The 14378-nt window shown below is 43.7% G+C and carries 29 protein-coding genes; all 29 read left to right on the top strand.

Features of this window, described 5'->3' with window-relative positions; genetic code table 11:
• Nucleotides 1-76 precede the first annotated feature (76 nt).
• On the top strand, nt 77-721 hold the full coding sequence (gene rplC, locus FGL10_RS08830) for a 50S ribosomal protein L3 (RefSeq protein WP_003707134.1): 645 nt from the start codon (nt 77-79) through the stop codon (nt 719-721).
• Entirely contained in the window at nt 721-1341 is a 621-nt protein-coding gene (gene rplD / locus FGL10_RS08825) for a 50S ribosomal protein L4 (RefSeq protein ID WP_003707135.1), read from the top strand. The genes rplC and rplD overlap by 1 nt, the downstream gene beginning before the upstream one ends.
• Complete coding sequence (gene rplW, locus FGL10_RS08820) at nt 1338-1652, top strand: 50S ribosomal protein L23 (protein WP_171007434.1); 315 nt, start codon at nt 1338-1340, stop codon at nt 1650-1652. The genes rplD and rplW overlap by 4 nt, the downstream gene beginning before the upstream one ends.
• Before the next feature lie 5 nt (nt 1653-1657).
• Nucleotides 1658-2491, top strand: a complete 834-nt coding sequence (gene rplB / locus FGL10_RS08815) for a 50S ribosomal protein L2 (protein WP_003707139.1) — start codon at nt 1658-1660, stop codon at nt 2489-2491.
• Between the two features lie 5 nt (nt 2492-2496).
• On the top strand, nt 2497-2775 hold the full coding sequence (gene rpsS, locus FGL10_RS08810; RefSeq protein WP_003707141.1) for a 30S ribosomal protein S19: 279 nt from the start codon (nt 2497-2499) through the stop codon (nt 2773-2775).
• An 8-nt stretch (nt 2776-2783) separates the two neighbouring features.
• Nucleotides 2784-3113, top strand: a complete 330-nt coding sequence (gene rplV, locus FGL10_RS08805) for a 50S ribosomal protein L22 (RefSeq protein WP_002215424.1) — start codon at nt 2784-2786, stop codon at nt 3111-3113.
• Nucleotides 3114-3122: 9 nt separating this feature from the next.
• Nucleotides 3123-3818 (top strand): 30S ribosomal protein S3, encoded by a 696-nt coding sequence (rpsC, locus tag FGL10_RS08800; RefSeq protein WP_003707143.1) that lies wholly within the window; start codon nt 3123-3125, stop codon nt 3816-3818.
• Nucleotides 3802-4218 (top strand): 50S ribosomal protein L16, encoded by a 417-nt coding sequence (gene rplP / locus FGL10_RS08795; protein WP_003675880.1) that lies wholly within the window; start codon nt 3802-3804, stop codon nt 4216-4218. Before rpsC ends, rplP begins: the two co-directional genes overlap by 17 nt.
• Entirely contained in the window at nt 4218-4409 is a 192-nt protein-coding gene (gene rpmC, locus FGL10_RS08790) for a 50S ribosomal protein L29 (protein WP_003675882.1), read from the top strand. Before rplP ends, rpmC begins: the two co-directional genes overlap by 1 nt.
• Nucleotides 4409-4672 carry a 30S ribosomal protein S17 gene (rpsQ, locus tag FGL10_RS08785; protein ID WP_003707145.1) on the top strand — a complete coding sequence of 88 codons (264 nt, stop codon included), beginning with the start codon at nt 4409-4411 and terminating at the stop codon, nt 4670-4672. The genes rpmC and rpsQ overlap by 1 nt, the downstream gene beginning before the upstream one ends.
• Before the next feature lie 228 nt (nt 4673-4900).
• Entirely contained in the window at nt 4901-5269 is a 369-nt protein-coding gene (rplN, locus tag FGL10_RS08780) for a 50S ribosomal protein L14 (protein WP_002215434.1), read from the top strand.
• Between the two features lie 11 nt (nt 5270-5280).
• A complete protein-coding gene (rplX, locus tag FGL10_RS08775) occupies nt 5281-5604 on the top strand; it encodes a 50S ribosomal protein L24 (protein WP_003707147.1) in 324 nt (107 codons plus the stop codon).
• A 9-nt stretch (nt 5605-5613) separates the two neighbouring features.
• Nucleotides 5614-6153 carry a 50S ribosomal protein L5 gene (rplE, locus tag FGL10_RS08770; RefSeq protein WP_003707149.1) on the top strand — a complete coding sequence of 180 codons (540 nt, stop codon included), beginning with the start codon at nt 5614-5616 and terminating at the stop codon, nt 6151-6153.
• A 2-nt stretch (nt 6154-6155) separates the two neighbouring features.
• Entirely contained in the window at nt 6156-6461 is a 306-nt protein-coding gene (gene rpsN / locus FGL10_RS08765; RefSeq protein ID WP_003707151.1) for a 30S ribosomal protein S14, read from the top strand.
• Between the two features lie 14 nt (nt 6462-6475).
• Nucleotides 6476-6868: a 30S ribosomal protein S8 gene (gene rpsH, locus FGL10_RS08760; RefSeq protein ID WP_003707153.1), complete on the top strand. Its 393-nt coding sequence runs from the start codon at nt 6476-6478 to the stop codon at nt 6866-6868.
• A gap of 13 nt (nt 6869-6881) precedes the next feature.
• The gene (rplF, locus tag FGL10_RS08755; protein WP_003707154.1) at nt 6882-7415 is read left to right on the top strand and encodes a 50S ribosomal protein L6; all 534 of its coding nucleotides are present in this window, start codon (nt 6882-6884) and stop codon (nt 7413-7415) included.
• Between the two features lie 13 nt (nt 7416-7428).
• Nucleotides 7429-7782, top strand: a complete 354-nt coding sequence (gene rplR, locus FGL10_RS08750) for a 50S ribosomal protein L18 (RefSeq protein ID WP_003684709.1) — start codon at nt 7429-7431, stop codon at nt 7780-7782.
• A gap of 17 nt (nt 7783-7799) precedes the next feature.
• Nucleotides 7800-8318: a 30S ribosomal protein S5 gene (gene rpsE, locus FGL10_RS08745; RefSeq protein ID WP_003684704.1), complete on the top strand. Its 519-nt coding sequence runs from the start codon at nt 7800-7802 to the stop codon at nt 8316-8318.
• Entirely contained in the window at nt 8311-8496 is a 186-nt protein-coding gene (rpmD, locus tag FGL10_RS08740; protein WP_003713268.1) for a 50S ribosomal protein L30, read from the top strand. Before rpsE ends, rpmD begins: the two co-directional genes overlap by 8 nt.
• Before the next feature lies 1 nt (nt 8497).
• Nucleotides 8498-8932: a 50S ribosomal protein L15 gene (gene rplO, locus FGL10_RS08735; RefSeq protein WP_003707156.1), complete on the top strand. Its 435-nt coding sequence runs from the start codon at nt 8498-8500 to the stop codon at nt 8930-8932.
• Nucleotides 8933-8945: 13 nt separating this feature from the next.
• A complete protein-coding gene (secY, locus tag FGL10_RS08730; protein ID WP_036469113.1) occupies nt 8946-10256 on the top strand; it encodes a preprotein translocase subunit SecY in 1311 nt (436 codons plus the stop codon).
• A gap of 4 nt (nt 10257-10260) precedes the next feature.
• The gene (infA, locus tag FGL10_RS08725; RefSeq protein WP_003707159.1) at nt 10261-10479 is read left to right on the top strand and encodes a translation initiation factor IF-1; all 219 of its coding nucleotides are present in this window, start codon (nt 10261-10263) and stop codon (nt 10477-10479) included.
• 18 nt (nt 10480-10497) lie between these two features.
• Complete coding sequence (gene rpmJ, locus FGL10_RS08720; RefSeq protein ID WP_003697674.1) at nt 10498-10611, top strand: 50S ribosomal protein L36; 114 nt, start codon at nt 10498-10500, stop codon at nt 10609-10611.
• 67 nt (nt 10612-10678) lie between these two features.
• Nucleotides 10679-11041, top strand: coding sequence for a 30S ribosomal protein S13 (gene rpsM / locus FGL10_RS08715; RefSeq protein WP_003707161.1), 363 nt, complete (start codon nt 10679-10681; stop codon nt 11039-11041).
• Nucleotides 11042-11060: 19 nt separating this feature from the next.
• Nucleotides 11061-11456 carry a 30S ribosomal protein S11 gene (rpsK, locus tag FGL10_RS08710; RefSeq protein ID WP_002216249.1) on the top strand — a complete coding sequence of 132 codons (396 nt, stop codon included), beginning with the start codon at nt 11061-11063 and terminating at the stop codon, nt 11454-11456.
• Between the two features lie 19 nt (nt 11457-11475).
• On the top strand, nt 11476-12096 hold the full coding sequence (gene rpsD, locus FGL10_RS08705; RefSeq protein ID WP_003707165.1) for a 30S ribosomal protein S4: 621 nt from the start codon (nt 11476-11478) through the stop codon (nt 12094-12096).
• Nucleotides 12097-12121: 25 nt separating this feature from the next.
• Nucleotides 12122-13108, top strand: coding sequence for a DNA-directed RNA polymerase subunit alpha (locus FGL10_RS08700; protein ID WP_003707167.1), 987 nt, complete (start codon nt 12122-12124; stop codon nt 13106-13108).
• 23 nt (nt 13109-13131) lie between these two features.
• A complete protein-coding gene (gene rplQ, locus FGL10_RS08695) occupies nt 13132-13500 on the top strand; it encodes a 50S ribosomal protein L17 (RefSeq protein ID WP_003713265.1) in 369 nt (122 codons plus the stop codon).
• 147 nt (nt 13501-13647) lie between these two features.
• Nucleotides 13648-14361 (top strand): septum site-determining protein MinC, encoded by a 714-nt coding sequence (gene minC / locus FGL10_RS08690; RefSeq protein ID WP_118847184.1) that lies wholly within the window; start codon nt 13648-13650, stop codon nt 14359-14361.
• Nucleotides 14362-14378: the final 17 nt, after the last annotated feature.

Below are 14378 nucleotides of genomic sequence, written 5' to 3'. Positions count from 1 at the left end.
ATTTGTGCTAAGTTTAACTTTGTCCGAAAGACAGGCCAATCGTAGCCTGTCCCTTTACTTTAAAAGGAAAATAATCATGACTTTAGGTCTGGTTGGACGCAAAGTTGGTATGACCCGCGTGTTCGACGAACAGGGTGTTTCTGTTCCGGTAACCGTTTTGGATATGTCTGCCAACCGCGTTACACAAGTAAAATCCAAAGATACTGACGGTTATACCGCCGTTCAAGTTACCTTTGGTCAGAAAAAAGCCAATCGTGTCAACAAAGCCGAAGCCGGACACTTTGCAAAAGCAGGTGTTGAAGCCGGTCGCGGTTTGATTGAGTTTGCTTTGACTGAAGAAAAATTAGCTGAATTGAAAGCCGGTGACGAAATCACCGTTTCTATGTTTGAAGTCGGTCAGCTGGTCGATGTAACCGGTACCTCTAAAGGTAAAGGTTTCTCCGGTACAATCAAACGTCATAACTTCGGCGCCCAACGTACTTCCCACGGTAACTCCCGTTCTCACCGTGTTCCAGGCTCTATCGGTATGGCGCAAGACCCGGGTCGCGTGTTCCCCGGTAAGCGCATGGCCGGCCAATACGGCAACACCAAAGCAACTGTTCAAAAATTGGAAGTTGTCCGTGTTGATGCAGAACGCCAACTGCTGTTGGTTAAGGGTGCTGTTCCGGGTGCGGTCAATAGTAATATTGTAGTTCGTCCCAGCGTGAAAGTAGGTGCGTAATGGAATTGAAAGTAATTGACGCTAAAGGACAAGTTTCAGGCAGCCTGTCTGTTTCTGATGCTTTGTTCGCCCGCGAATACAATGAAGCGTTGGTTCATCAGCTGGTAAATGCCTACTTGGCAAACGCCCGCTCTGGCAACCGTGCTCAAAAAACCCGTGCCGAAGTAAAACACTCGACCAAAAAACCATGGCGTCAAAAAGGTACCGGCCGCGCCCGTTCCGGTATGACTTCTTCTCCGCTGTGGCGTAAAGGCGGTCGCGCGTTCCCGAACAAACCTGACGAAAACTTCACTCAAAAAGTAAACCGTAAAATGTACCGTGCCGGTATGGCGACTATTCTGTCCCAATTGGCTCGTGACGAGCGTTTGTTTGCGATTGAGGCGTTGACTGCTGAAACTCCTAAAACCAAAGTTTTTGCCGAACAAGTGAAAAATTTGGGTCTGGAGCAAGTGTTGTTTGTAACCAAACAGCTCGACGAGAATGTTTACTTGGCTTCACGCAACTTGCCAAACGTGTTGGTTTTGGAAGCCCAACAAGTTGATCCTTACAGCTTGCTGCGTTACAAAAAAGTCGTTATCACTAAAGATGCAGTTGCACAATTAGAGGAGCAATGGGTATGAATCAACAACGTTTGACTCAAGTAATCTTGGCACCTGTCGTTTCTGAAAAAAGCAACGTATTGGCTGAAAAACGCAACCAAATGACGTTTAAAGTTTTGGCAAATGCAACCAAGCCTGAAATCAAAGCTGCTGTCGAGCTGCTGTTCGGTGTTCAAGTTACTTCTGTAACTACCGTTACCGCTAAAGGCAAAACTAAGCGTTTTGGTCGTACTTTGGGTCGCCGCAGTGATGTTAAAAAAGCTTATGTAAGCTTGGCTGCCGGTCAAGAGTTGGATTTGGAAGCCGCTGCTGCAGCTGCAGATAAGGAATAAACAAAATGGCAATCGTTAAAATGAAGCCGACCTCTGCAGGCCGTCGCGGCATGGTTCGCGTGGTAACAGAAGGTTTGCACAAAGGTGCGCCTTATGCACCTTTGCTCGAAAAGAAAAATTCTACTGCTGGTCGTAACCATAATGGTCATATCACCACTCGTCATAAAGGCGGCGGTCATAAACACCATTACCGTGTTGTAGACTTTAAACGTAACAAAGACGGTATTCCTGCCAAAGTAGAGCGTATCGAATACGATCCTAACCGTACTGCCTTTATTGCACTGTTGTGCTATGCAGACGGCGAACGTCGCTACATCATCGCTCCTCGCGGTATTCAAGCAGGTGCTGTATTAGTTTCCGGTGCTGAAGCTGCCATCAAAGTAGGTAACACCCTGCCGATCCGCAACATTCCGGTTGGTACGACTATCCACTGTATTGAAATGAAGCCTGGTAAAGGTGCACAAATTGCACGTTCTGCCGGTGCTTCTGCGGTATTGCTGGCTAAAGAAGGCGCATACGCTCAAGTCCGTCTGCGTTCTGGCGAAGTCCGTAAAATCAACGTAGATTGCCGTGCAACCATCGGTGAAGTCGGTAATGAAGAGCAAAGCCTGAAGAAAATCGGTAAAGCCGGTGCCAATCGTTGGCGCGGTATTCGTCCGACCGTTCGTGGTGTTGTCATGAACCCTGTCGATCACCCGCATGGTGGTGGTGAAGGTCGTACTGGTGAAGCTCGCGAACCTGTTAGCCCATGGGGTACTCCTGCTAAAGGCTACCGCACTCGTAATAACAAACGCACGGATAACATGATTGTTCGTCGTCGTTACTCAAATAAAGGTTAATTAGTATGGCTCGTTCATTGAAAAAAGGCCCATATGTAGACCTGCATTTGCTGAAAAAAGTAGATGCTGCTCGTGCAAGCAACGACAAGCGCCCGATTAAAACTTGGTCTCGTCGTTCTACCATTCTGCCTGATTTTATCGGTCTGACCATTGCTGTACACAACGGCCGTACCCATGTGCCCGTGTTTGTCAGTGATAACATGGTTGGTCATAAATTAGGCGAATTCTCATTGACCCGTACCTTTAAAGGCCACTTGGCTGATAAAAAGGCTAAAAAGAAATAAGGTGAATCATGAGAGTAAATGCACAACATAAAAATGCCCGTATCTCTGCTCAAAAGGCTCGTTTGGTAGCTGATTTGATTCGTGGTAAAGACGTTGCCCAAGCTTTGAATATTCTGGCTTTCAGTCCTAAAAAAGGTGCCGAGCTGATTAAAAAAGTATTGGAGTCGGCTATTGCTAATGCCGAGCACAATAACGGTGCCGACATTGATGAGTTGAAAGTGGTAACTATCTTTGTTGACAAAGGTCCAAGCTTGAAACGTTTCCAAGCTCGTGCCAAAGGTCGCGGTAACCGCATTGAAAAACAAACTTGTCATATCAATGTGACAGTGGGCAACTAAGGAAAAGCTATGGGACAAAAGATTAACCCTACAGGCTTTCGCCTGGCGGTAACTAAAGACTGGGCTTCAAAATGGTTTGCTAAAAGCACCGACTTTTCTGCTGTTTTGAAACAAGATATTGATGTTCGTAACTACCTGCGTAAAAAATTGGCGAATGCTTCTGTTGGTCGCGTAGTTATTGAACGTCCTGCAAAATCTGCACGTATTACCATTCACTCTGCCCGTCCAGGCGTAGTAATTGGTAAAAAAGGTGAGGATATCGAAGTTCTGAAACGTGATTTGCAAGCCTTGATGGGTGTGCCTGTTCATGTGAATATCGAAGAAATCCGTAAACCTGAATTGGATGCGCAAATTATTGCCGATGGTATTGCCCAGCAATTGGAAAAACGCGTTCAATTTCGTCGTGCTATGAAGCGCGCAATGCAAAATGCTATGCGCTCAGGGGCAAAAGGCATCAAGATTATGACTTCAGGCCGTCTGAATGGTGCGGATATTGCCCGTAGCGAATGGTATCGTGAAGGTCGTGTACCGCTGCATACTTTACGTGCAAATGTAGATTATGCGACTAGCGAAGCCCATACTACTTATGGCGTGCTGGGTCTGAAGGTTTGGGTTTATACTGAAGGAAATGTAAAGGCTTCAGCTAAACCTGAGCATGAAAAGAAACAAAGAAAGGCAGGTGGACGTAATGCTGCAGCCAACTAGACTGAAATACCGCAAGCAACAAAAAGGCCGCAATACCGGCATTGCTACCCGCGGTAACAAAGTAAGTTTCGGTGAGTTCGGTTTGAAAGCCGTTGGTCGTGGCCGTTTGACTGCCCGCCAAATCGAAGCTGCTCGTCGTACAATGACCCGCCATATTAAACGTGGTGGTCGTATTTGGATTCGTGTATTCCCCGATAAACCAATTACTGAAAAACCTATCCAAGTTCGTATGGGTGGCGGTAAAGGTAACGTGGAATATTACATTGCCGAAATCAAACCAGGCAAAGTGTTGTATGAAATGGACGGTGTTCCGGAGGCTTTGGCTCGTGAGGCATTTGAATTGGCTGCCGCCAAATTGCCCATTCCTACGACCTTTGTAGTAAGACAGGTAGGTCAATAATGAAAGCAAATGAATTGAAAGACAAATCTATTGAGCAATTAAATGCAGATTTGTTGGACTTGTTGAAAGCTCAATTTGGCTTACGTATGCAAAATGCCACCGGTCAATTGGGTAAACCAAGCGAATTAAAACGTGTACGTCGCGATATTGCTCGTATTAAAACCATTTTAACTGAAAAAGGTGCTAAGTAATGAGCGAAAATAAAAATGTTCGTACTTTGCAAGGCAAAGTGGTAAGCGACAAGATGGACAAAACCGTTACGGTATTGGTTGAACGTAAAGTTAAACACCCTCTGTACGGTAAAATTATCCGGTTATCCACTAAAATTCATGCCCATGATGAAAATAATCAATATGGGATTGGTGATGTAGTGGTAATTGCGGAATCTCGTCCTTTGTCAAAAACCAAGTCTTGGGTTGTAAAAGAATTGGTTGAGAAAGCACGTACTGTTTGATTTAAAATACAGTCATGCGGCTTAATCAAGAAACGAAGTCTTGCAGCAAAGTTGATTTGCGTGTAAACTTCGTTTCTTATCTTCCAGCTTCTTATGGAAGTTTCTCTCCCTTCGGGATCCAAGACTGGTTTGCTAGAACCGTGATGGTTTCATTTAATGAGCAGCTTAAAGTAAGGTGCAAGTTATGTGAAAATGGTAAATTAAGTTGGTCAATTTAAAGGTGTTAAAATGATTCAAATGCAGACCATCTTAGATGTGGCTGATAACTCTGGTGCGCGTCGCGTAATGTGCATCAAGGTATTGGGCGGATCTAAGCGTCGCTACGCTTCTGTTGGCGATATTATTAAAGTGGCAGTTAAAGATGCAGCCCCGCGTGGCCGTGTCAAAAAAGGCGATGTATACAATGCGGTAGTTGTTCGTACTGCTAAGGGCGTGCGTCGTCCTGATGGTGCGTTAATCAAATTCGATAACAATGCCGCTGTGTTGCTGAATAATAAACTTGAACCTTTGGGTACTCGTATTTTTGGTCCGGTAACCCGTGAATTGCGTACTGAGCGATTTATGAAAATCGTTTCATTGGCGCCTGAAGTATTATAAGGAATAGCGCGATGAATAAAATCATTAAAGGCGATCGGGTTGTAGTAATTACCGGTAAAGACAAAGGTAAACATGGTCAGGTAGTTCGAGTGTTGGGTGATAAAGTTGTTGTTGAGGGCGTTAATATTGTAAAACGCCATCAAAAACCTAATCCAATGCGTGGTATTGAGGGTGGCATTATTGCCAAAGAAATGCCTTTGGATATTTCTAATATTGCAATCCTGAATCCGGAAACTAAGAAAGCGGACCGTGTCGGTATTAAGCTGATTGAAAATGAAGGCAAAGTTAAACGCGTTCGTTTCTTCAAATCAAATGGCTCTATCATTGGGGCATAAGGAGATAACATGGCTCGGTTGAGAGAGTTTTATAAAGAGGCAGTTGTTCCCGAATTGGTTAAACAATTCGGCTACAAGTCAGTAATGGAAGTCCCGCGTATTGAAAAAATCACCTTGAATATGGGTGTGGGTGAAGCTGTTGCCGATAAAAAGGTTATGGAACATGCTGTTTCCGATTTAGAGAAAATTGCCGGTCAGAAGCCGGTTGTTACTGTCGCCCGTAAATCTATCGCAGGTTTTAAAATCCGTGATAACTATCCGGTTGGTTGCAAAGTAACATTGCGTCGTGATCAAATGTTTGAATTCTTAGATCGTTTGATTACTATTGCATTACCTCGCGTACGCGACTTCCGTGGTGTAAGCGGTAAATCATTTGATGGCCGTGGCAATTACAATATGGGCGTTCGTGAGCAAATTATTTTTCCGGAAATTGAATACGATAAAATTGATGCTTTGCGTGGTTTGAATATTACTATTACAACCACTGCAAAAACTGATGAAGAAGCGAAAGCTTTGTTGTCACTGTTCAAGTTTCCGTTTAAAGGATAATCATGGCTAAGAAAGCACTTATTAATCGTGAGCTGAAACGTCAAGCATTGGCGAAAAAGTTTGCAGCCAAACGTGAGGCAATTTTCGCCGTTATTAATGATTCGAATGCGACTGAAGAAGAACGTTTTGAAGCACGTTTGAAATTTCAATCCATTCCCCGTAATGCGGCACCTGTGCGTCAACGCCGTCGTTGTGCTTTGACAGGTCGTCCTCGCGGCACTTTCCGTAAATTTGGTTTGGGTCGTATTAAAATCCGTGAAATCGCTATGCGTGGCGAGATTCCCGGTGTTGTTAAAGCTAGCTGGTAATAGGAGTATAAATAATGAGTATGCATGATCCTATTTCCGATATGTTGACTCGTATTCGCAATGCGCAACGTGCTGATAAAGTAACGGTTGCTATGCCTTCCTCTAAATTAAAATGTGCAATTGCAAAAGTTCTGAAGGAAGAGGGTTATATCGAGGATTTTGCGGTTTCTGCTGATGCAAAACCGGTATTGGAAATTCAATTGAAATACTATGCAGGCCGTCCGGTAATTGAGCAAATTAAACGTGTTTCACGTCCGGGTTTGCGTATTTACAAAGCATCAAGTGAGATTCCCAGCGTAATGAATGGTTTGGGTGTCGCTATTGTTAGTACTTCTAAAGGTGTCATGACTGATCGCAAAGCTCGTTCTGAGGGTGTGGGCGGTGAGTTATTGTGCATCGTAGCCTAGTGGAGAAATGTAAATGTCACGCGTCGCAAAAAAACCAGTGACTGTTCCTGCTGGTGTAGAAGTAAAATTCGGAACAGATGCATTGGTAATCAAGGGTAAAAACGGCGAATTGTCTTTTCCTTTGCATTCCGATGTCGCTATCGAACTGAACGATGGTAAATTAACTTTTGCTGCAAAAAATGACAGTAAACAGGCTAATGCTATGTCTGGTACTGCTCGTGCATTGGTTGATAACATGGTTAAGGGAGTTTCTGAAGGTTTTGAGAAAAAGCTTCAATTGATTGGTGTGGGTTATCGTGCCCAGGCTCAAGGCAAAGTTTTGAACTTGTCTTTGGGTTTCTCTCATCCCATCGTATATGAAATGCCTGAGGGTGTTTCTGTTCAAACTCCCAGCCAAACAGAAATCGTTTTGACTGGTGCGGATAAACAAGTGGTTGGTCAAGTCGCTGCTGAAATTCGTGCATTCCGTTCTCCTGAGCCTTATAAAGGTAAAGGTGTTCGTTATGTAGGTGAAGTAGTAGTGATGAAAGAAGCCAAGAAAAAATAATTGAGGTTCACTAATGGATAAACATACAACCCGACTCCGTCGTGCACGTAAAACCCGTGCACGTATTGCGGACTTGAAAATGGTAAGATTATGTGTGTTCCGCAGCAATAATCATATTTATGCCCAAGTAATTAGTGCTGAAGGTGATAAAGTATTGGCTCAAGCCTCTACATTGGAAGCTGAAGTGCGTAGTAGCCTGAAATCAGGTAGCAACGTTGAAGCGGCAGCTGTAGTTGGTAAACGTATTGCTGAAAAAGCTAAAGCAGCGGGTGTTGAAAAAGTTGCTTTTGACCGTTCAGGTTTCCAATATCACGGTCGTGTGAAAGCTTTGGCTGAAGCTGCACGTGAAAATGGTTTAAGCTTCTAATCTTTGGAGACTTTCAGATGGCAAAACATGAAATTGAAGAACGCGGTGACGGCCTGATTGAGAAAATGGTCGCAGTTAATCGTGTGACTAAAGTAGTTAAGGGCGGCCGTATCATGGCTTTCTCTGCGCTGACAGTTGTTGGTGATGGCGATGGTCGCATCGGTATGGGCAAAGGTAAATCAAAAGAAGTGCCGGTTGCTGTTCAGAAAGCAATGGATCAGGCCAGACGTTCCATGATTAAAGTACCTTTGAAAAATGGTACTATTCATCATGAAGTTATTGGTCGTCATGGCGCTACTAAAGTATTTATGCAACCTGCCAAAGAAGGTAGCGGTGTGAAAGCAGGTGGGCCAATGCGTTTAGTATTCGATGCTATGGGCATCCATAATATCTCTGCTAAGGTTCATGGTTCTACTAATCCTTACAATATTGTACGCGCTACATTAGACGGCTTGTCTAAACTATATACCCCTGCTGATATTGCCGCTAAACGCGGTTTGACAGTAGAAGATATTTTGGGGGCTAATCATGACTGAGCAAAAAAAGATTAAAGTTACATTGGTTAAGAGCCTGATTGGTACAATTGAGTCTCATCGTGCTTGTGCTCGCGGCTTGGGTTTACGTCGCCGTGAGCATACTGTGGAGGTTTCAGATACCCCTGAAAACCGTGGCATGATTAATAAAATCAGCTACTTGTTGAAAGTGGAGTCTTAATATGTTTTTGAATACTATTCAACCTGCTGAGGGTGCTACTCACGCTGGTCGTCGCGTAGGCCGTGGTATTGGTAGCGGTTTGGGTAAGACAGGCGGTCGTGGTCATAAAGGTCAAAAAAGCCGCGCCGGTGGTTTCCATAAAGTAGGTTTTGAAGGCGGTCAAATGCCTTTGCAACGCCGCCTGCCTAAGCGTGGTTTCAAATCTTTAACAGCTACCGCTAATGCTGAAGTTCGTTTGAGTGAGTTGAATCTGATTGCTGTAAACGAAATTGATGTCTTGGTTCTTAAACAAGCCGGTCTGATTCCTGCGGTTGCTTCTAATGTGAAAGTTATTGCTTCTGGTGAAATCTCAAAAGCAGTTACCTTGAAAGGCGTAAAAGCTACTAAAGGTGCTAAAGCTGCGATTGAAGCTGCCGGTGGCAAAGTAGACGAATAAGGCTTGCACTACAGTGGCTAATCAACAATCTTTATCAGGATTGTCCAAATTTGGAGATCTGAAAAAACGTCTAGTGTTTCTATTGGGAGCTTTAGTCGTTTTCCGTATTGGTGCTCATATACCGGTACCTGGTGTAGATGCTGTTGCTTTAGCTAAGTTATACGAGAGCGCTGGAGGCGGCATCTTAGGAATGCTGAATATGTTTTCTGGTGGGTCGTTAGAGCGCTTTAGTATATTTGCAATAGGAATTATGCCATATATTTCGGCATCTATTATCGTGCAGCTCGCTTCGGAAATCTTACCTTCGTTGAAGGCGTTAAAGAAAGAAGGAGAAGCCGGTAGGAAGCTCATTACGAAATATACCAGGTACGGCACTGTGTTATTAGCAATATTGCAGAGTCTAGGTGTCGCGTCTTTTGTATTCCAGCGAGGGATTGTTGTAACAAGCTCATTTGAATTTTATGTTTCCACAGTAGTTTCTTTAGTGACGGGAACGATGTTTCTTATGTGGCTTGGAGAACAGATTACCGAGAGGGGTATTGGAAACGGGATTTCTTTGATTATCACGGCTGGGATTGCTTCAGGAATCCCATCGGGTATTACAAGGCTGGTTGCTTTTGTGAATCAAGGAACTATGAGTATTTTAATGGCATTGCTTATCGTATTCGGGGTTCTGTTATTAATTTACTTGGTTGTATATTTTGAAAGTGCGCAACGTAAGATTCCCATTCATTATGCAAAGCGTCAGTTTAATAGTGGATTGGGAAATCACAATACGCATATGCCTTTCAAATTGAATATGGCCGGCGTGATTCCTCCTATTTTTGCTTCCAGTATTATCCTATTTCCTTCTACTCTTTTAGGTTGGTTTGGGTCGACTGATACAAATAGTATTTTGTATAAAATAGTCGGGTTGTTACAACACGGCCAATCATTGTATATGGTTTTATTCGCGGCAACAGTTATCTTCTTTTGCTATTTTTATACAGCTTTAGTTTTTAGTCCTAAAGAAATGGCAGAGAATTTAAAGAAGAGCGGTGCTTTTGTTCCCGGAATCAGACCTGGTGAGCAAACTTCTAGATATTTAGAAAAGGTTGTATTGCACCTAACACTTTTTGGGGCTCTGTATATCACGATTATTTGTCTGATTCCGGAGTTCCTGACTACGGTTCTAAACGTACCGTTTTATTTGGGTGGCACTTCTTTGCTTATTCTAGTTGTTGTAACGATGGATTTTAGTACGCAGATAAATTCGTACAGGCTGACTCAGCAATATGATAAGCTGATGATTCGTTCGGAAATGAAATTATTGTCTCGGAAATAGACTTATGGCGAAAGAAGATATTATCCAAATGCAGGGTGAGATTCTTGAGACTTTACCTAATGCAACATTCAAGGTAAAACTTGAGAATGAGCATGTTGTATTGGGTCATATTTCTGGGAAAATGCGGATGCATTATATCCGTATTTCTCCAGGTGATAAGGTAACAGTTGAATTAACCCCTTATGATTTAACCCGTGCTCGAATTGTTTTCCGAGCCAGATAAGAAATAAAAGGAAATAAAATGCGTGTACAGCCTTCTGTAAAGAAAATTTGCCGCAATTGCAAGATTATCCGTCGTAATCGTGTAGTTCGCGTAATTTGTACTGATCCGCGTCATAAACAACGTCAAGGTTAAGAACTTGGTTCTCTTAACTGCAGACTTTGTGGTATAGTAATAAAATTTGCCCTAAAAAGGAAAGAATATGGCTCGTATTGCAGGGGTGAATATCCCTAATAACGCTCATATCGTAATTGGTATTCAGGCTATTTACGGTATCGGTGCGGCTCGTGCTAAATTAATTTGCGAGGCGGCAAATATTGCCCCTACTACTAAAGCAAAAGATTTAGACGAGGCTCAATTGGATGCTTTGCGTGAGCAGGTTGCCAAATATGAAGTTGAAGGCGATTTGCGCCGTGAAGTAACGATGAGCATCAAGCGACTGATAGATATGGGTTGCTACCGTGGTTTCCGTCATCGTCGCGGACTGCCTTGTCGTGGTCAGCGCACTCGCACAAATGCCCGTACCCGTAAGGGTCCGCGCAAAGCGATTGCCGGTAAGAAATAAATTTTAAGGAATTTGATTAATGGCTAAAGCAAACACAGCTTCGCGTGTACGTAAAAAAGTACGTAAAACCGTGAGTGAGGGTATTGTGCATGTTCATGCATCTTTCAACAATACCATCATTACAATCACTGACCGTCAAGGCAATGCTTTGTCTTGGGCTACCTCTGGCGGCGCCGGTTTTAAAGGTTCTCGTAAAAGTACACCATTTGCGGCACAAGTTGCAGCAGAAGCGGCTGGTAAAGTTGCCCAAGAGTATGGCGTTAAGAATTTGGAAGTCCGCATTAAAGGTCCCGGGCCTGGTCGCGAATCTTCTGTACGTGCTTTAAACGCCCTTGGTTTCAAGATCACCAGCATTACTGACGTTACCCCGTTGCCTCATAACGGTTGCCGTCCGCCTAAAAAACGTCGTATTTAATATTGGAGTGATTTAAAACATGGCACGTTATATTGGTCCTAAATGTAAATTGGCACGTCGCGAAGGTACGGATTTGTTTTTGAAGAGTGCGCGCCGCTCTTTGGATTCCAAATGTAAATTGGATTCCGCTCCCGGTCAGCACGGTGCAAAAAAACCGCGTTTGTCGGACTACGGTTTGCAATTGCGCGAGAAACAAAAAATCCGCCGTATTTATGGTGTGTTAGAGCGTCAATTCCGCCGTTACTTTGCGGAAGCAGACCGTCGTAAAGGTTCTACCGGCGAATTGTTGTTGCAGTTGCTGGAGTCTCGTTTGGACAATGTTGTTTACCGTATGGGTTTTGGTTCTACTCGGGCTGAAGCGCGTCAATTGGTTTCTCATAAGGCTATTGCTGTAAACGGTCAGGTTGTTAATATCCCTTCTTTCCAAGTTAAAGCAGGCGATGTTGTAGCTGTTCGTGAAAAAGCTAAGAAACAAGTACGTATCCAAGAAGCATTGGGTTTGGCTATTCAAATCGGCCTGCCGAGCTGGGTGGCTGTTGATGCTGACAAATTGGAAGGCGTATTCAAAAATATGCCGGATCGCTCGGAATTGACCGGTGATATTAATGAACAGCTGGTGGTGGAATTCTACTCTAAATAATGCCAGCACAGTGAGGGACAGTTAAATGCAGAATAGCACAGCCGAATTTTTGAAACCTCGTCAAATTGATGTAAATACTTTTTCTGCGACTCGTGCAAAAGTGTCTATGCAGCCGTTTGAGCGTGGTTTCGGGCATACTTTAGGTAATGCTTTGCGCCGTATCTTACTGTCATCCATGAATGGCTTTGCTCCTACCGAGGTCGCTATTGCCGGTGTGTTGCATGAATACTCTACTGTCGATGGTGTTCAGGAGGATGTGGTTGATATCCTCCTGAATATCAAGGGTATCGTATTTAAACTTCATGGGCGTAGCCAAGTTCAACTTGTGTTGAAGAAAACAGGTTCTGGCGTAGTGTCTGCCGGTGATATCGAATTACCGCATGATGTAGAAATTCTGAATCCTGATCATGTCATTTGTCATTTGGCTGATAATGGTCAAATTGAAATGGAAATTAAAGTAGAGCAAGGCCGTGGTTATCAATCTGTTTCAGGTCGTCAGGCAGTTCGTGACGAGAACCGTCAGATTGGTGCAATCCAGTTGGATGCGAGCTTTTCTCCTATCAGCCGCGTTAGCTTTGAAGTTGAGCCTGCGCGTGTAGAGCAGAGGACGGATCTCGATAAGTTGGTTTTGGATATTGAAACCGACGGTTCTATTGATCCTGAGGAGGCTGTACGTAGTGCGGCGCGTATTTTGATTGATCAGATGTCTATTTTTGCCAATTTACAGGGTACGCCTGTGGAGGAGGTTGAAGAAAAAGCACCTCCTATCGACCCTGTTCTTTTGCGCCCGGTAGATGATTTGGAATTAACGGTACGCTCGGCTAATTGCCTGAAAGCTGAAGACATTTATTATATCGGTGATTTGATTCAACGCACTGAAACCGAGCTTCTTAAAACTCCGAACTTGGGACGCAAGTCTCTGAATGAGATTAAAGAGGTATTGGCATCTAAAGGTTTGACACTGGGTTCTAAGTTGGAAGCTTGGCCGCCTGCAGGCTTGGAAAAACCTTAATAAAGACTTAAAGGATAATTGATATGCGTCATCGTAATGGCAATCGCAAGTTAAACCGTACCAGCAGCCATCGTGCTGCAATGTTGCGTAATATGGCGAATTCATTATTGACTCACGAAACTATTGTAACAACCCTGCCTAAGGCAAAAGAGTTGCGCCGAGTGGTAGAACCGTTGATTACATTGGGTAAAAAGCCGTCGTTGGCTAACCGTCGTTTGGCATTTGACCGTACTCGCGACCGTGATGTTGTAGTAAAACTGTTTGGCGATTTGGGTCCTCGTTTTACTGCTCGTAACGGTGGTTACGTTCGAGTGCTGAAATATGGATTCCGTAAAGGTGATAATGCGCCTTTGGCACTGGTTGAGTTGGTTGACAAGCCGGTTGCCGAGTAAACCTGATGATATAACGCCATCTGCTGAAAAGCAGGTGGCGTTATTTTATGCAATATCTGACAGGTGGGGGTGTATTGGGTATTTTATTTAAAATATGAATTGAATAGCCGGAGTTTGCGCGGTAAACTTATATCATTGAAAAATTTTATAATGGTTTCTATGATGAATGCTTTTGATATAAAGTCAACAAAGATAGATGTTTTGTCTATTTCTTTGCATACATCGAATTTGTCTGATTTGGAGGACGTGCTGGTCAAATTGGGTAAGAAGTTCCAAGAGTCCGGTATGATTCCGTTTGTTTTGGATGTTCAGGAATTTGATTATCCGGATTCTTTAGATTTTGCCGCATTGGTTTCATTATTTTCAAAATATGGTATGCAGATTTTAGGTTTGAAGCATTCCAATGAACAGTGGGCCGCTGTGGCAGCGAAATATCATTTGTTATTTTGTCCCTCTCATTCTGAGAATACTAAAGGACATGGTGAAGTACAAAAAACGGCAAATAATCAGAACCAAAGGGCAAGGAAGACGGTATTGATTACAACGTCTGTCCGCACCGGTCAGCAGGTTTATGCCGAGGATGGCGATTTGATTGTTACCGGGGCAGTCAGTCAGGGGGCGGAATTGATTGCGGACGGTAACATACATATTTATGCGCCGATGAGGGGGCGTGCTTTGGCCGGTGCCAAAGGCGATACTTCTGCCCGCATATTTATCCACTCTATGCAGGCGGAGTTGGTTTCTGTCGCGGGGATTTATCGTAATTTTGAGCAGGATTTGCCGGATCACCTGCATAAGCGGCCGGTGCAGATATTGTTGCAGGATAACCGGTTGGTTATCAGTGCGATTGATTCAGAGTAATTGTTTGATATTTTAAA

This window comes from Neisseria lactamica (assembly GCF_901482445.1).
Lineage (GTDB): Bacteria > Pseudomonadota > Gammaproteobacteria > Burkholderiales > Neisseriaceae > Neisseria > Neisseria lactamica.
This window is presented reverse-complemented; position numbering and strand designations above follow the sequence as displayed.

What these genes read in the sequence shown, in the direction of transcription:
- rplB (WP_003707139.1), top strand. Translation starts at nt 1,658, where the DNA reads ATGGCAATCGTTAAAATGAAGCCGACCTCTGCAGGCCGTCGCGGCATG.
- rplD (WP_003707135.1), top strand. Translation starts at nt 721, where the DNA reads ATGGAATTGAAAGTAATTGACGCTAAAGGACAAGTTTCAGGCAGCCTG.
- rplC (WP_003707134.1), top strand. Translation starts at nt 77, where the DNA reads ATGACTTTAGGTCTGGTTGGACGCAAAGTTGGTATGACCCGCGTGTTC.
- rplX (WP_003707147.1), top strand. Translation starts at nt 5,281, where the DNA reads ATGAATAAAATCATTAAAGGCGATCGGGTTGTAGTAATTACCGGTAAA.
- rpsS (WP_003707141.1), top strand. Translation starts at nt 2,497, where the DNA reads ATGGCTCGTTCATTGAAAAAAGGCCCATATGTAGACCTGCATTTGCTG.
- rplR (WP_003684709.1), top strand. Translation starts at nt 7,429, where the DNA reads ATGGATAAACATACAACCCGACTCCGTCGTGCACGTAAAACCCGTGCA.
- rpsN (WP_003707151.1), top strand. Translation starts at nt 6,156, where the DNA reads ATGGCTAAGAAAGCACTTATTAATCGTGAGCTGAAACGTCAAGCATTG.
- rpmJ (WP_003697674.1), top strand. Translation starts at nt 10,498, where the DNA reads ATGCGTGTACAGCCTTCTGTAAAGAAAATTTGCCGCAATTGCAAGATT.
- rpsK (WP_002216249.1), top strand. Translation starts at nt 11,061, where the DNA reads ATGGCTAAAGCAAACACAGCTTCGCGTGTACGTAAAAAAGTACGTAAA.
- rpsQ (WP_003707145.1), top strand. Translation starts at nt 4,409, where the DNA reads ATGAGCGAAAATAAAAATGTTCGTACTTTGCAAGGCAAAGTGGTAAGC.
- rpsM (WP_003707161.1), top strand. Translation starts at nt 10,679, where the DNA reads ATGGCTCGTATTGCAGGGGTGAATATCCCTAATAACGCTCATATCGTA.
- rplW (WP_171007434.1), top strand. Translation starts at nt 1,338, where the DNA reads ATGAATCAACAACGTTTGACTCAAGTAATCTTGGCACCTGTCGTTTCT.
- rpmD (WP_003713268.1), top strand. Translation starts at nt 8,311, where the DNA reads ATGACTGAGCAAAAAAAGATTAAAGTTACATTGGTTAAGAGCCTGATT.
- rplN (WP_002215434.1), top strand. Translation starts at nt 4,901, where the DNA reads ATGATTCAAATGCAGACCATCTTAGATGTGGCTGATAACTCTGGTGCG.
- rplO (WP_003707156.1), top strand. Translation starts at nt 8,498, where the DNA reads ATGTTTTTGAATACTATTCAACCTGCTGAGGGTGCTACTCACGCTGGT.
- rplV (WP_002215424.1), top strand. Translation starts at nt 2,784, where the DNA reads ATGAGAGTAAATGCACAACATAAAAATGCCCGTATCTCTGCTCAAAAG.
- rplQ (WP_003713265.1), top strand. Translation starts at nt 13,132, where the DNA reads ATGCGTCATCGTAATGGCAATCGCAAGTTAAACCGTACCAGCAGCCAT.
- rpsC (WP_003707143.1), top strand. Translation starts at nt 3,123, where the DNA reads ATGGGACAAAAGATTAACCCTACAGGCTTTCGCCTGGCGGTAACTAAA.
- rpsH (WP_003707153.1), top strand. Translation starts at nt 6,476, where the DNA reads ATGAGTATGCATGATCCTATTTCCGATATGTTGACTCGTATTCGCAAT.
- rplF (WP_003707154.1), top strand. Translation starts at nt 6,882, where the DNA reads ATGTCACGCGTCGCAAAAAAACCAGTGACTGTTCCTGCTGGTGTAGAA.
- rpmC (WP_003675882.1), top strand. Translation starts at nt 4,218, where the DNA reads ATGAAAGCAAATGAATTGAAAGACAAATCTATTGAGCAATTAAATGCA.
- FGL10_RS08700 (WP_003707167.1), top strand. Translation starts at nt 12,122, where the DNA reads ATGCAGAATAGCACAGCCGAATTTTTGAAACCTCGTCAAATTGATGTA.
- rplP (WP_003675880.1), top strand. Translation starts at nt 3,802, where the DNA reads ATGCTGCAGCCAACTAGACTGAAATACCGCAAGCAACAAAAAGGCCGC.
- rplE (WP_003707149.1), top strand. Translation starts at nt 5,614, where the DNA reads ATGGCTCGGTTGAGAGAGTTTTATAAAGAGGCAGTTGTTCCCGAATTG.
- rpsE (WP_003684704.1), top strand. Translation starts at nt 7,800, where the DNA reads ATGGCAAAACATGAAATTGAAGAACGCGGTGACGGCCTGATTGAGAAA.
- infA (WP_003707159.1), top strand. Translation starts at nt 10,261, where the DNA reads ATGGCGAAAGAAGATATTATCCAAATGCAGGGTGAGATTCTTGAGACT.
- rpsD (WP_003707165.1), top strand. Translation starts at nt 11,476, where the DNA reads ATGGCACGTTATATTGGTCCTAAATGTAAATTGGCACGTCGCGAAGGT.